The following is a 14,167-nucleotide window of genomic DNA, read 5'->3' as shown; positions in this document are numbered from 1 at the left end:
ATTGTAAAGCGATAGCTAAAGTAAAGCCAATACCTATATTTCGCGTTACATTCGTCATTCTCATCTATACTGTCCGTAGCAGGATGTGGGACATTACCATGACGGCGGCGGCGATGCATGGATCAATCTAGCCATTATACACGAGAATCGTTTCGCACGACGCCAATGGAACGGAAAATTGCATTTTCATTCACGGGCGATGATCGGCAATGGAGCGCAGCTGAACAGGCTGAACCCGGACAGGCGCAGTTCCTCGCTTCACTGGGCTTCGGCAAACCCTATATCGACGCATTCGAGCAGCGGGCTCTTAAAAATGGCTCGACGGTGGAAGATGAATTGCTGGCAAGCGGCCTTGTCCAGACGGAAGCTTACTTCGGTGCTTTTGCCAGATTTCTGCGACTACCGTTTTTCCCGGAAATCGATCCGGAACGGGTCGAGGATATCAAGAACCTCGATATGCAACTCGCCGAACCACAGTTGCTCCGGTTGAAGCCACTGAACGGCAGACCGCTCCTTCTGATCGTGCCGGAACTGGGACGGTTTGCGTTGCTGAAGACCATGCTCGATCGGCATCCGCATCTTTTCGACGAGCTTGCCGTCACCACGCCGCAGGCCATGCGCAGCGCAATCTGGAAGGCTGGTGAGACGCGCCGCAGCCATGAGGCGCAACAAAGGCTTTTCAACGCGGCCCCGGGCCATTCCGCCAGGATTACATTGCAGGGCCAGCAGGGTTTCTACACTGGCATTCTGGCTACGCTGCTGACGCTGTCGCTGCTTTTTTATACGGAAGCGGCGCTGGCTTACATTCACGTCAGCCTGACGATGCTCTATTTCTTCACCCTGCTTTTCAGGCTGTTTGCGCTCGTTAACGCTCCGCACGCTCCGACGGAAAACGAAAAACAAACCCTCCCGGCTCTCCGAGACGACAGTGACCTGCCGGTCTACACCGTTCTCGTGGCGCTCTATCGCGAGGAGGCGGTCGTCGAGCAACTCATCGGCGCGCTGGAGCGTCTGGATTGGCCCAAGTCCCGACTGGATATCAAACTCGTCTGCGAAGCGGATGATGACGCGACGATCGCCGCCATCAAGCGCGTCAATCCCGGTCCACATATCGAGCTGATAAAAGTGCCGCCATCCCTGCCGCGCACCAAACCCAAGGCGCTGACCTATGCGCTCGCTGGGGCGCGGGGCACATTGGTTGCCGTCTACGACGCAGAAGACCGCCCCCATCCGCAACAATTGCGCGAAGCCCATGCCACCTTTCGCCGCCAGCCGGACGAAGTGGCCTGCCTGCAGGCGCCGCTTATTGTCAGCAATGCACGCTCCTCCTGGCTCAGCGCCTGTTTCGCGCTGGAATATTCCGGCCTCTTTCGCTGCATGTTACCCGTTCTTGCCGCACACAGGCTGCCGCTGCCACTTGGCGGCACTTCAAACCATTTCCGCACCGCGGTATTGCGCCGCGTTGGGGCGTGGGACCCCTATAATGTGACTGAGGACGCCGATATGGGCCTCAGACTGCACAGGCTGGGTTATCGCTGCGGTGTCATTCGGCGACAGACACTGGAGGACGCGCCAACCTCGTTCTCCGTCTGGCTGAACCAGCGCGCGCGCTGGTACAAGGGCTGGCTGCAAAGCTGGCTGGTGATGACCCGTGCGCCCGTTACAACTGCGCGCCAGATGGGATGGAGCGACTATATTGTCTTTCAACTGTTGATCGGCGGCATGCTTTTATCGTCACTGACCCACCCCCTGCTGTTTCTTTCCTTCACCTTCATGGCCATGGCGATCCTGGAAAGCGGCACAGATATGCTGTTTTCCTGGCAGGGCATTCTGTTCGTCATCGATACGCTGAATATTCTCGGAAGCTACACCATCTTCGTGCTGATGGGCCGAAACAGAATGATACCCTATGAAAAGAAGCAGGTCGGGCAACGCTGGCTGGCGATCCCGTTTTACTGGCTGATGTTGTCTCTAGCGGCATGGCGCGCGGTTGTGGAACTGAAAACCAGACCCTTCGTCTGGAACAAGACACCGCATATGCCTGCCGTCAAGAATTCGGCCTGACGCGGCATCCGCAATATCGGTGAATACAGTCCTCACACCTCTTTTCGGCGGCCGCAGAACGCGTCTCACCATTGCAGATGTGCTACTGCATCTCGCAAAAATTCGGTTTCGGCGGGTTGCCGTTATCGATACGTAATACACCAGAAGCCTTGCCGAATGAGGTGTCTCCTCCGGCAAGCTCTGTCACGCCGCCACGCGGGTGGCTAACGGCCCTATTTGGCGACGAGTTTGTTCTTGATCAAACCGACAATGATCTGAACGATCAGACCACCGACACCACCGCCAACCAGCTGACCCGCAAGAGCGCCGATATCCACACCGCCAGCCGCCGCATTTCCCGCCGCTCCGAGCAGCGAGCCAAGTACGGTTCCGCCGCCAATGCCGCCAATGGCGCCTGCAATCAGGTTGCCAAGCGAGCCGAGATCGGAATCCTTCACTATCTTCCCGCCAGCCGTGCCGCCAACCGCACCACCGATCACCTGGGCCAATATCGAAGCAAGATCCATGTCATCCTCCTCACTGGTTTCCCCGACCATTCGGGAAAACAAACTTCCCATTCATGTCTGCGCGGGCAGGAAGGAGCTGGCCTTGCGCCTTACTCTTCTTTCTCGCCGAAAAGTTTCCAGACCACAGCACCGATGACGCCGCCGAGGATCGGAGCAAGCCAGAACAGCCAGAGCTGCTGCAATGCCCATCCACCGACGAACAATGCCTGTCCCGTCGAGCGGGCCGGATTGACAGAGGTATTGGTGACCGGAATGGAAATCAGATGAATAAGTGTAAGGGCAAGACCGATGGCGATTGGCGCAAAACCGGCTGGAGCCCTGCCATGTGTCGATCCCAGAATGACGATCAGGAAAAACGCAGTCAGGATCACTTCGATCAGCAGCGCTGACACCAGGGAATATCCGCCCGGTGAATGTTCGCCATAACCATTTGCAGCAAAACCACCAAGTTCGGCCCCCGCCTTGCCAGTGACGATGACGTAAAGCGCAGCTGCGGCGACAATCGCACCCAGCACTTGCGCCACAATATAAGGAATGAGGCTCGATACCGGGAACTTGCCGGCCACCGTCAGACCGACGGAAACCGCCGGATTAAAATGACCGCCGGAAATGCCTCCGACCGCATAGGCCATGGTCAGAACCGTCAGGCCGAAAGCAAAAGCAACGCCGAGGAACCCAATGCCGAGCTCTGGGAAACCGGCAGCGAAAACCGCGCTGCCACAGCCACCGAAGACAAGCCAGAACGTTCCCAAAAATTCAGAAAGAAGTTTGCGACTCATAACACTTCCCCATAATGTTACGACTGCATCAACTATTACGTGCAATTTAATCGTAGTCAAGCTAAATTATAGGGATGCGCTTGCCGCTTAGCGGCGGCCACGCGCGGCATGTCCGCAGGCCGAACTTTGCGGTGGAGAAGTTTTCTCTTTTTTGCCCTTCATGCCAGACATCCCCGTCGGTGGTCTCGATGCGCCTGACGCCGGAGATACCACTTCGGTTGTTTCTACGCAGAAGTACGGCCTGTTCGTGATTGGTGGCGGGCGGAATGGCAAGAAGGATGGCGTCGCGGTAGGCGCGTGCCTGACGATAGGCGGCATCGCCGGAACCGTAGATGCTGTCCTTGAACAGCCTGACGATCCTGTGGCCGCGCCGCCTGATACTGACCCACCATCCGGCACCATGGCGAGCGCCGGCGGCCTCTTCGCGGCGCAGGCCGTAAGTCTCGGCATCGTGCTTTGTCTGTCTCGGATTTCTTTCGAGCGTCACTCCATACCTCAGCCTGTCAGATATCATCGATGGAATTTTGGCATATGCAGGTTGCAGAATTCATGGTGAGTCCATGGTTTCGCCACAATGTTTGATTGCATTCTGTCGAGATTTTGACAGCTGATTGATATTTTTCCGATCTTCCATCGAGGTTTGCCATGAATGATCAGTCTTCTTTTTCCGATTTCGTTCAGGCGAGCCGCGTGCTCAAGGTCAAGTCTCCTCTAGGGGAAGACCAGCTTCTTCCTGAACGACTTGCGGTTGACGAGGGCGTATCACGGCTCTTCGAAATCCACCTGACCCTGCGGGCCAAGAAGGAAGCGGTCAAGCCCGAGGAGCTGATTGGCCGGCTTGTCGATGTGTCGGTCGAGATCAGCCAGGGCGATGGCGACGGTGGCGGTGTTCGCCGGCCGTTCAATGGTCTGGTGACGGAATTGCACGAAGGTCCGCCGATCACCCGCGGCATGCGCTCCTATGCGCTGACGCTGCGGCCGCAGATGTGGCTTCTGTCACGCCGCTCGGATTGCCGTATCTGGATGGACAAGACGGCGGTCGAGATCGTCGAGACGCTGTTTTCCGAACACGGCATTCCCGCCCCCGATACATCGGGCATCATCTCGCCGCCGCCGGCGCAGCATTACAGTGTGCAGTTTAACGAGACCGATCTGGACTATCTCACCCGGCGTTTCGAAGAGGACGGGCTGTTCTACTGGTTTGCCCATGAGGACGGTTCCCACAAGCTGCATGTGGCCGATAGCGCCAGCGGCTGGCTTGGGCCGTCGCCGGCCGCCCAGGGTGAGGGGACGGTGCGTCTGGCGCAGGGGTCGTCGGATCGCAACCACATTAGCGACTGGGCGCGGCGTTTTTCCTATGTGTCGGGCCAGCGCGCGGGTGCGGACTGGAATTTCGAGACACCGGGCATGGTGCCTGGCACCATGACGCCCTCACTGGTGCAGATGCCGGATGCGACGAAACGCGAGCTTTATGAATATCCGGCCCGCATCAAGACGGTTGAAGAGGCCGAGCGGGCGCAGAAACTCAGAACCCAATCCATCGAGGCCGATCATGACCGGGTATTCGGGTCTTCGACCACGCGCATCCTGGAAGCCGGCCGCCGCTTTACGCCTTACGAGGTTGCGCATCCGGAACATGCCTATGAAGAACATGTGATCATCAGGGCAAGCCACAGTATTGTGGATCTCTCCTATGAGACAAACAGCAACGAGCCGGAATATCGCAATCACTTCGAGGCGATCCCGGCACGCGTGCCGCTGACGCCGCACCGTGCGACGAAGCGGCCGCGCATCGAGGGTACGCAGGTGGCGATCGTCGCCGGTCCTGAAGGCGAGGAAATCCATCCGGATCAATATGGCCGCATCAAGCTGTGGTTCCCGTGGGACCGCAAGGCGAAGAAGGATGGAACCGATACGTGCTGGGTGCGCGTCAGCCAGGCATGGGGCGGCGGGACGTGGGGCGCGCAGGTCATCCCGCGCATCGGCATGGAAGTGATGGTCGCCTTTGTCGATGGCGATCCGGACAAGCCGCTGGTCATCGGCGTGGTCAACAATCCTGCCAATTCCGTTCCTTACGACCTGCCCGCCAACAAGACGCGCATGGTACTGCGTTCCAACAGCCACAAGGGTGATGGCTTCAACGAAATCACCTTCGAGGACGAGGCCGGCAAGGAGAACCAGTTCTTCCACGCCCAGAAGGACCAGACGACGCGGGTTCTGAATGACCGGACCAAGCGTATTGACCGGCACGAGGTTGCCTCGGTCGGCGGCAACCGCGCGGTGGAGGTTTCCGGCAACCAGAAACACGAGATCGGCGGCTCGGTGAACACCGTCGTTGGCGGCACGGGGCCGATGGCGATGATGGCCATGGCGGGCGTGCAGGCGCTCTCCGGACAGACGGCGGGGTTGCTCAGTCAGGCAGCACAGATCGCCGGTGGAGGTGGCCCGGGTGTCGCTGCCTTTGCTACGACACTTGCCTCATCGGCGCTTGGCTTTCTCGGTGCTGGCGGCATGTCGTCGCGGGATGGTGTGGTCTCCGGCCCAAGTCCGCGGGCAGATGCAGGCACGGCGCTTGCCGGCTCCGGCTCGGGCGTCGGTTCCGATGCCTCGGGGCTCTTTCCGCTGCCCGGCATCATGAACACGATCATCGGGGCGTTTCAGTCCACATCCGTAGGTGTGGCAAAAGCCGAGCAGGTCGGGGTCAGCAAGGTTACCAATATTGGCCAGACGGAAGTCCGACAGGTCGGAAAACAGCAGAACCTGACCATCGGCAAAGAGCAATTCGTCGAGATCGGTACGGGCCAATACACGCGTGTCGGTGAGAAGATCACCGTCAATGTCGGCAAGCTCTACAATCTCGTCTCCGAAGAGAAATACCACGGCGAGGCGAAGGTCTGGGAGATATTCGGCGACGATGAAATTCGCCTTTCGACACCCGGCGGATACATTTCCCTGACAAAAAGCGGCATCAAGCTCTTTGCCCTGAAGATCGATATCGAAGGTAACCAGATTAACTTCAAGAAAGGTGGGCCCGGTGAAAGTGGCTCTTGCTTGAAGTCGATGTCGAAGAATTCCACCCCGTTTGTCAGGATTTGATTATGAACGACACACCCATAATTGATCTGCCAAATCCGAACGAGACCGCCGAGCTTACAAGACAAGCCGTAGAGGCCATGACGGGACAGGTGTCCGTCGTTTTAGATGGGGGTGCATTTGATAATCTTCCGCGCATCCTTCAGGAAGAAGGTATCAGTGCCCGGTCATTGTTTCTTGAAGGTGCTTCCGCCGATTTTCGTTTGTCAGGACCATGGTTAGTCGATCTCTCGGCTATCCCCGTGCGCTCTTATATAGGCTGGCTAGACGCAAAAAATGCTTGCGCTGTCTATTGGTCCTGTCCGTCTGGAACCGATGATCTTTACCGTCACCTGAGGACTATTAACGAGGTTATGATCCCACTGGAGCAGACAAGTAGCAATCTGCCAGCTTCGAGTTCACCCCAGTATGAACGCGTATTGTTTCGACATTGGGACCCTAATGTCCTCGGCGCTCTTCTTCCAATTCTGACAAGGCCGCAGATTGCCCGCTTCTTGGGCCCTGCAGACTGCGTCGTTTTCAACGCACCGGACTACGGTGGGGTTAAGAGAGTAAAGGCGCCGGCAGACCTGCCTGCTACTCCGCCCGGCCCGTTGCGAATTGAGCGGGACCAAATTGAAAAGCTGAAAGCAGCCATGCTTCATTCCTCTCGACTCCGAATAGCCCGGTTCCTGAAAGCGAATACTCCGCCGTATTTTTCTGGCGTCGACGATAACTTCATTTGGGGTGCCACCTTGGCCAGCGAAAAATCTGCCGATGAGCTTGGTATCAAGACGGAGCGCGGTCGCGCTCGCTGGGCTTACGTCATGATAATGTCCGATGGAAAGGCGGCAGATGCTCCGGAGGTGCGAAACTATGTTGGCGATGGCGGCGACACACCCGATAATAGGGTTAAATCCCTGATTGACCACACCGTCGATGCCTTGCGTTCTAATCCGTCAGCATCTGGAGTGCCTGCATGAGTGCGACGACAACAGTCGCCGGGGCGGGCGGTGCTATCGCAGGAGGTTGGCTTGGCCGTGTTATTGGAGGCTTGGCTGGCAGCCTCGCTGGGCCTGGAGGTACAGCGGTTGGAGCATGGATAGGTGGACAAGTCGGCGCTATGGCGGGTAGAGCGGCTGCCTCCGCAATCGCATCTTATATGGAAGGTGCGAATGTAGACGCTGACGCCAAGACCAAGGAGAGCGAACAGGCCAAGCCTTGCGTTGATTGTGGGGAAATCGATTGCTTCAAACCTCCAAAAGGCTCGACGCCTGATGAGATCAAAGAATTCAAGAGACAACTCGAAGAACAGCAAGATGCAATAAACAATATTCCGCCCGACCAGCTTATCAAAAACATGGACACTTACGAAAAGATCGGTAGAGGCGCGACAGATGCTGCTGATCGTGCGGCAGCCCGAAGCAAGTGGCTGCGCAACAAGATAGAAGACCTTATGGAGAGTAACGGAGAACTCACTGAATCAGCAGCTAAGAGTGCTGCTCAGAAAGAGCTCAAAACTATGGATGTGATCCATACGCCTGATCTTTCCGCCGGTGGTACAGGGGAGTTTTCAACAAAAGACGGTGGGTTAGCACCGAGGTCGGCGAACAGGTCTATAGGTTCTCAGTGGTCCAAGGCGGGAGACAGCGGAAAAACACGACTGCAACAATTAAAGGAACACGCAGAAAAGGCACGACAAAAGGGCGAAAAAAGTAATACCAAACTTAAATTGTGTGACGAGGCTGGCGCTTCCGACCCCGACAATGCAACATCAGGGGGCAGCATTGGGGCGGGTTCGGGACAAGGTCAAGGTCAGTCAAATATTCCAACGTCCTGAGCAAATTTGAAAGGTGATCATATGGTTTCATATCAAACTAGGCTTGAAGCTGTTCTTACCAAATTGACTGCGGGTCAGCTGGAAAAGGGGCGTGGCCCGGTTGACAGCGAAAAGTACATGGGCCGCCTTCCAGAATCTATCTTCAAAGTTTGGGACGAGCTTGGCCTTGGGGTTTTTTGGAGCGGTTACTTTCAACTTTGCGATCCCGACAAGTATCGACCTATTCTCGACCAAGTCCTTTTAGGAGATCCTGATTTAGATCCTGAGAAAACACACGCCATAGGCTTCAGCGCCTTCGGGGAAATACTCGCTTGGAACGAAACTCATCGGAGTGTTTATGTCACTCTACCGGAAAGTCAGGTGTCTTGCCGCTGGCTAACCTCTCCTAAACAGGGGGTCGACCCAAACTTGACGATTTTAACGAGTTTACTGATGGTTGACGATGACTCATACGACATGCCAGACGAAAACGGCAGACCATTATTTAAGGTGGCACAATCGAAACTTGGTGATCTTGGAGCTGGGCAAATCTACGGATTCAAGCCCATCCTTGCCTTTGGTGGCCCCAGAAACGCCAACAGCTTGATCGTATATGACGCCTTTCCACATATGAGCATACTTGCACAGGCGCATGATTTCCAACTGGTTGATATGACACCCTTCCCACCCCGACACGTGCGCAGAATCGGTAATTAGTTGTTTGGTCATCTTCACTCGCAACGCTTAATTGCCAATCCATAGTAAGGTTGTCCGAAAAAAGGAAAGTTGAATGGTTGGACGCCCGGTCAGTTTAAAAGGCCATATGCATATATGCCCTATGATCGACCCCGGTCCTAAACCTCATATTGGGGGACCGGTAAATTCGACGCAGCAGAGTTTTGTGAACGTCGAAGGTGTACCAATCGCCACAGTTGGTGACACATGTCTGTGCGCAGGCGTGCCTACTAATGACAAGATCATCGCAGGCTCGTCCGTTGCAAGTATTAATGGGAAACAGATATCCCGCCTAGGCGACAGCTGCGCGCATGGTGGTAGGCTCGTTCAAGGTGTTCCGTGGCTAACTTTTGAATAGAGCTGATATGCTCGCAGCGCCCAGTAAAAGTTCGGGTCGCCGAATTGCCGAACATTAGGGTATACCCCAATCGTCAGTGTTTTTCGCTTACCGAAAAAATCATAGTCGAACCGCCAGGACTTGCCACCGGCAACCGAAATGTAGAGGTAAAGCCCCTTCTTATCAGACAGCTTGCGCGGCTTGCTATCGGCTTTGGCGTTCTACCTGAATGTCTGTCAGGGCCATTTTACGGTATCGGCTTCCCGCCACGTTGATGAATACCGTAATTTTTACCGACAAAATTGCTGGATGTCACTGCATACCGTTGCACGACCTTACGCACGCGTGAGGCAAAAACGCTGAAAATTCAGCGTTTCGTGGACGTCATCGGTCTTGTTGGAAAGGTCGCTGGAGCGGGTGAAGGGAATCGAACCCTCGTATTCAGCTTGGGAAGCTGCTGCTCTACCATTGAGCTACACCCGCACCGTGAAAAAAGACATCGGACAGTTCGCAGCGGGTGTCAAGCGCCCGGCGGGTTCATTATTCCACGCGGAAATGCTTGGAGAGTTTCAGGCCCTGAGCCTGATAATTGGATCCAAGACCCGTGCCGTAGAGGCCTTCCGGTTTCTGCAGCATGTGTTCATATACCAAGCGGCCAACGATCTGGCCGTGTTCGAGGATGAAGGGCACCTCATGGCTGCGCACTTCCAGCACCGCGCGGCTGCCGGTTCCGCCGGCCTGCGCATGGCCGAAGCCTGGGTCGAAGAAGCCGGCGTAGTGGACCCGGAATTCGCCCACCAGCGGGTCGAAAGGCGTCATTTCGGCGGCGTAAAGCGGCGGTACGTGCACGGCTTCGCGTGAGACGAGAATATAGAACTCATCGGGATCAAGGATCAGCTCGGCGCGGCCGCGCGCATGAAGCGGCTCCCAGAAATCGAGAACGTCGTGCTGGGCCTTCTTGTCGACATCCACCACAGCCGTGTGGTGTTTGCCGCGATAACCGATCAGGCCATTATCGCCGAAACCTTTGAGGTCGATCGAAAGCGCGATGCCGCCGCCCGTCACGTTGGGGGTTTCGCTGGCAACCAGCGTTTCCGTTTCGTGCAGCTTCAAAAGCTCGCTTTCGTTGAGCAGCGAATGGCCGATGCGGAAGCGGATCTGCGACAGGCGCGAGCCGCGGCGAACCACCACCGGGAAGGTGCGCGGGCTGATTTCCAGATAAAGCGGGCCGGTATATCCCGCCGGGATCTTGTCGAATTCCTGCGCGTTGTCGGTCATCACGCGGGTGAAAATATCAAGGCGACCGGTCGAGCTTTTGGGATTGGCCGAAGCCGACATCTCCGCCGGCAGTTCCAGGCTTTCCATCAGCGGAACGATATAAACGCAACCGGTTTCCAGCACGGCGCCCTCAGAGAGGTCAACCTCGTGCAGGCTGAAGCGATTGAGCTTGTCGATGACGCGGGTTCCGGGGCCGGGCATGAAGCTGGCACGAACGCGATAGGCTTTTGAGCCCAGCCGCAAATCGAGGCTGGCGGGCTGCACCTGGTCAACATCGAGCTCGGCCTCGCTCTTCAGCTTGCCGCCTGCAAACAGCGCCCGGATAGCGCCATCCGCCAAAATGCCCGTGGTTCTCGTCATGATCATCATTCCTTTTTACGGCGACAAAACCAAAAGGAAAGCATTGACGCAAGCCGATAACGGCAGTATGGCAAGCTTATCCCGTGGTGATTTGGCCGGTCGGCTTGCAGCCACGTTAAACAAGTGGCTAAAAAGACCGGGTGCTTGGAACCGGTCTGCTTTTGCGACCGGTTTTTTTGTTTTGAAGGTGATCACATGAGCAATAAATGGCGCCCGGCAACCCAGCTCGTTCACGGCGGCACGCTACGCTCCCCCTATGGTGAGACGTCTGAAGCGATCTATCTGACCCAGGGTTTCGTCTACGAAAACTCCGAAGCCGCCGAAGCGCGCTTCAAGGGCGAAACGGACGGGTTCATCTATGCCCGTTATGCAAGCCCGACCAATGACATGTTCGAAAAGCGCATGTGCCTGCTGGAAGGTGCCGAAGACGCCCGGGCGCTTGCCTCCGGCATGGCGGCCGTCACCGCCGCCATCATGTGCCAGCTGCGTGCAGGCGACCATATCGTTGCTGCCCGCGCCCTTTTCGGCTCCTGCCGCTGGGTGGTTGAGACGCTTGCTCCGAAATACGGCATCGAATGCACGCTGATCGACGGACGCGATCTCGGCAACTGGGAAAAGGCGATCCAGCCGAATACCAAGCTGTTCTTCCTTGAAAGCCCGACCAATCCGACACTCGAAGTGGTGGATATTGCCGGCGTGGCAAAGCTTGCCAACCAGATCGGCGCGAAGGTCGTGGTCGACAATGTATTTGCGACGCCACTCTTCCAGAAGCCGCTCGAACTCGGCGCCCATATCGTAGTTTATTCGGCGACCAAACATATTGATGGCCAGGGCCGTTGCCTCGGCGGCGTGATCCTTTCCGACAAGAAATGGATCGAGGAAGAGCTGCAGGACTATTTCCGCCACACCGGTCCGGCCATGTCGCCGTTCAACGCGTGGACGCTGCTGAAGGGCATCGAGACCCTGCCGCTGCGCGTCAAGCAGCAGACGGAAAATGCCGGCAAGATCGCCGATTTCCTCGCCGGTAGCGGCAAGGTCGCCAAGGTCATCTATCCCGGTCGCGCCGATCACCCGCAGGCCGATATTATCGCGCGGCAGATGTCAGGCGGTTCGACGCTGGTGGCTTTCGAACTGAAGGGCGGCAAGGACGCGGCTTTCGCGTTGCAGAACGCGCTGGAGATCGTGAAGATTTCCAACAATCTGGGCGATGCCAAGAGCCTTATCACCCACCCCGGAACCACGACGCATAAGAACCTTTCCGATGAGGCGCGCGCCGAACTCGGCATTTCCGGCGGAACTCTGCGTCTTTCCTGCGGTATCGAGGATACGGACGACCTGCTGGAAGATCTGGCGAAGGGGCTGGCAGCCGTTTCCGCCTGAGAATTCAATCCATAAGCGCCATGGCCCTACCCTGCGTTGGGCCGTGGCGCCGCAGCCGGCTCCGCAAGGGGCAAAATCCTGTGGCGGGCAACTAATATTTACCTTTATCGTTATCCCTAACGGTGGAAAACGGCGCGACAACAGGTGGCTCCCGCCCGTCAAGCCGTTCATTTTCTTGACGATAGCCAGAGCCTATAGTGTAGGATGATGGCAACAGGCATAATATCGAGGTGTGGCGCGTATGTATCGTGCTCTGACAAGGGATATCGAGGTAACGGTCGATCCGTATTATCTCGAAGAACAATCCGACCCGGATGACGACCGTTACGTCTGGGGTTATAAAGTCGTGATCTCGAACAACTCTGATATGACGGTGACACTCGTCAACCGGTATTGGCATATCACCGATCAGAACGGCCAGGTGGATGAGGTTTACGGGCCAGGCGTCGTTGGTGAGCAACCACACCTGAACCCCGGAGACAGCTATGAGTACTCTTCCGGCTGCCCGCTGGACACACCTTCAGGCCTGATGTTCGGCCATTATGAAATGGAAACCGAAAAGGGCGAGGTGTTCAACGTCACCATACCCGCCTTCTCGCTGGATTCACCCGGGCTTTTGCGGGTGTTGAACTGAGGTTCACAAGGCGGTTGAGAAGCCGCGCCTTTTAAAAGCGCGGCTTTCTACTCAGACGTTTTCAAACTCGCTGATGTCGTAGCGATAGGTGGTAGAGCAGAATTCGCACGTCACCGCAATTGCGCCGTCTTCCTCACTCGCCTTGATCTCTTCAGCGGTGAAACCGGACAGAACGCCCTTGATCTTGTCACGCGAACAGCTGCAACGATCGAAAATGGCCTGCGGATCATAAATGCGCACACCACTCTCGTGGAAAAGCCGATACAGAAGACGTTCGACCGGCACCTGCGGGTCGGTCAATTCATCGGTATCGACCGTATTCAGCAGCGTTACAGCCTCGGTCCAGGCATCGTCTTCCACCGTTTCGTAACCGCCTTCATCGCCATCACCACCGTGGAGATCGCGCATGCGCAGACGCTCCGGCGCCTGCGGCAGGAACTGGGCGATCACGCCGCCGGCACGCCAGCCATGGCGTGGCTTGCCTTCGCCGTCACGGTCGAAGAACTCGGCAACGCCGAGGCGCACGCGGGTGGGAAGCTGTTCAGACTGGCGGAAATAAACCCCGGCGATTTCTTCCAGCGACGAGCCATCCAGCGGAACGATGCCCTGATAGGGCTGCATGCCCATACCCTGATCGATCGTAAAAGCGAGAATACCGGTGCCCAGCAACTGTTCGGGCGAGGTGGCGCCGGCTGCGATTGCCTCGGCCAGTCGTTCTTCGTCAAAACGGGCATAGGCGCGCATGCTCTCGGGTGCGGTGAAATCCGCGACCAGAAGGTCCACCGGGCCGTCACCCTTGGTCTGCACCGTAAGCTTGCCGGAGAACTTCAGGGATGTGCCGATCAGCGCCGTCAGAACGGTCGCTTCCGCCAGCAGGCGGGCAACAACCGTGGGATAGTCGTGCCGTTCGAGGATGGCGTTCAGCAGCGGCCCAACCTGTACGGCGCGACCGCGCACATCCAGACCTTCGACCTGAAAGGGCACGACCTTGTCGTCGCCAGCAAGAACGAGATCGTCCAGTTCAACCGTTACATCTGCCATATCATAACTCCCTGGCGCAGCCGTTGCGCCGCTACCGTCCAAAAGTCCGGCTTTTTGAATGTGCTTTTTCCGCTTGTCGCACAGAGATCCGGGAAGCGAAACCGCCTCCGGGGAAAATCGTGCAAATCTTGATGATGGCCCGCCAGCAAAAAACCGACGAGC

The 14,167-nt window shown here is 56.9% G+C and carries 14 protein-coding genes, 1 tRNA gene and 1 riboswitch; of the genes, 8 read left to right on the top strand and 7 right to left on the bottom strand.

Annotation, left to right across the window (positions count from 1 at the left end; all coding sequences use genetic code 11):
- The first annotated feature begins 117 nt into the window (after positions 1–117).
- Complete coding sequence (locus CFBP6623_RS00655; protein ID WP_167379164.1) at positions 118–2,064, top strand: glycosyltransferase family 2 protein; 1,947 nt, start codon at positions 118–120, stop codon at positions 2,062–2,064.
- 212 nt (positions 2,065–2,276) lie between these two features.
- Here the strand turns inward: CFBP6623_RS00655 and CFBP6623_RS00650 are convergent, their stop codons facing one another.
- From CFBP6623_RS00650 to CFBP6623_RS00640, 3 genes are all read right to left on the bottom strand, one after another.
- Positions 2,277–2,570, bottom strand: a complete 294-nt coding sequence (locus tag CFBP6623_RS00650) for a hypothetical protein (protein ID WP_046800726.1) — start codon at positions 2,568–2,570, stop codon at positions 2,277–2,279.
- Positions 2,571–2,659: 89 nt separating this feature from the next.
- Entirely contained in the window at positions 2,660–3,349 is a 690-nt protein-coding gene (aqpZ, locus tag CFBP6623_RS00645) for an aquaporin Z (protein WP_046800517.1), read from the bottom strand.
- A gap of 61 nt (positions 3,350–3,410) precedes the next feature.
- Positions 3,411–3,836: a hypothetical protein gene (locus tag CFBP6623_RS00640; protein WP_232370426.1), complete on the bottom strand. Its 426-nt coding sequence runs from the start codon at positions 3,834–3,836 to the stop codon at positions 3,411–3,413.
- Positions 3,837–3,994: 158 nt separating this feature from the next.
- On the opposite strand from CFBP6623_RS00640, the gene tssI reads away from it, so the two are divergent.
- The 5 genes from tssI to CFBP6623_RS00615 all read left to right on the top strand — a co-directional run bounded on the left by tssI (position 3,995) and on the right by CFBP6623_RS00615 (position 9,333).
- Entirely contained in the window at positions 3,995–6,445 is a 2,451-nt protein-coding gene (tssI, locus tag CFBP6623_RS00635) for a type VI secretion system tip protein TssI/VgrG (protein WP_080842327.1), read from the top strand.
- 2 nt (positions 6,446–6,447) lie between these two features.
- Positions 6,448–7,404 (top strand): DUF4123 domain-containing protein, encoded by a 957-nt coding sequence (locus CFBP6623_RS00630; RefSeq protein WP_080842329.1) that lies wholly within the window; start codon positions 6,448–6,450, stop codon positions 7,402–7,404.
- The gene (locus CFBP6623_RS00625; protein ID WP_232370427.1) at positions 7,401–8,261 is read left to right on the top strand and encodes a polymorphic toxin type 15 domain-containing protein; all 861 of its coding nucleotides are present in this window, start codon (positions 7,401–7,403) and stop codon (positions 8,259–8,261) included. The genes CFBP6623_RS00630 and CFBP6623_RS00625 overlap by 4 nt, the downstream gene beginning before the upstream one ends.
- 21 nt (positions 8,262–8,282) lie before the next feature.
- Entirely contained in the window at positions 8,283–8,957 is a 675-nt protein-coding gene (locus CFBP6623_RS00620) for a GAD-like domain-containing protein (RefSeq protein ID WP_046799403.1), read from the top strand.
- A gap of 73 nt (positions 8,958–9,030) precedes the next feature.
- The gene (locus tag CFBP6623_RS00615) at positions 9,031–9,333 is read left to right on the top strand and encodes a PAAR domain-containing protein (RefSeq protein ID WP_080842331.1); all 303 of its coding nucleotides are present in this window, start codon (positions 9,031–9,033) and stop codon (positions 9,331–9,333) included.
- Here CFBP6623_RS00615 and CFBP6623_RS27050 read toward each other — a convergent pair.
- The 3 genes from CFBP6623_RS27050 to CFBP6623_RS00600 all read right to left on the bottom strand — a co-directional run bounded on the left by CFBP6623_RS27050 (position 9,303) and on the right by CFBP6623_RS00600 (position 10,950).
- A complete protein-coding gene (locus tag CFBP6623_RS27050; protein ID WP_232370433.1) occupies positions 9,303–9,473 on the bottom strand; it encodes an Arm DNA-binding domain-containing protein in 171 nt (56 codons plus the stop codon). The genes CFBP6623_RS00615 and CFBP6623_RS27050 overlap by 31 nt on opposite strands.
- A gap of 248 nt (positions 9,474–9,721) precedes the next feature.
- Positions 9,722–9,795 (bottom strand) — tRNA-Gly (locus CFBP6623_RS00605).
- Between the two features lie 57 nt (positions 9,796–9,852).
- A complete protein-coding gene (locus tag CFBP6623_RS00600) occupies positions 9,853–10,950 on the bottom strand; it encodes a 2'-deoxycytidine 5'-triphosphate deaminase (RefSeq protein ID WP_046799463.1) in 1,098 nt (365 codons plus the stop codon).
- Positions 10,951–11,023: 73 nt separating this feature from the next.
- Positions 11,024–11,102, top strand: a riboswitch (SAM riboswitch).
- Positions 11,103–11,145: 43 nt separating this feature from the next.
- Here CFBP6623_RS00600 and CFBP6623_RS00595 point away from each other — a divergent pair.
- A complete protein-coding gene (locus CFBP6623_RS00595) occupies positions 11,146–12,330 on the top strand; it encodes an O-succinylhomoserine sulfhydrylase (protein WP_046799402.1) in 1,185 nt (394 codons plus the stop codon).
- A 241-nt stretch (positions 12,331–12,571) separates the two neighbouring features.
- Entirely contained in the window at positions 12,572–12,964 is a 393-nt protein-coding gene (apaG, locus tag CFBP6623_RS00590; protein ID WP_046799401.1) for a Co2+/Mg2+ efflux protein ApaG, read from the top strand.
- A gap of 51 nt (positions 12,965–13,015) precedes the next feature.
- Here apaG and CFBP6623_RS00585 read toward each other — a convergent pair whose 3' ends face one another.
- Positions 13,016–14,005, bottom strand: coding sequence for an Hsp33 family molecular chaperone (locus CFBP6623_RS00585; protein WP_046799400.1), 990 nt, complete (start codon positions 14,003–14,005; stop codon positions 13,016–13,018).
- Positions 14,006–14,167: the final 162 nt, after the last annotated feature.

Origin of the sequence: Agrobacterium tumefaciens (assembly GCF_005221385.1) — a bacterium.
GTDB classification, from domain to species: Bacteria; Pseudomonadota; Alphaproteobacteria; order Rhizobiales; family Rhizobiaceae; genus Agrobacterium; species Agrobacterium tomkonis.
Note: the sequence above shows the minus strand (reverse complement) of the source record. Positions and strands in the feature narration are given on the sequence as shown.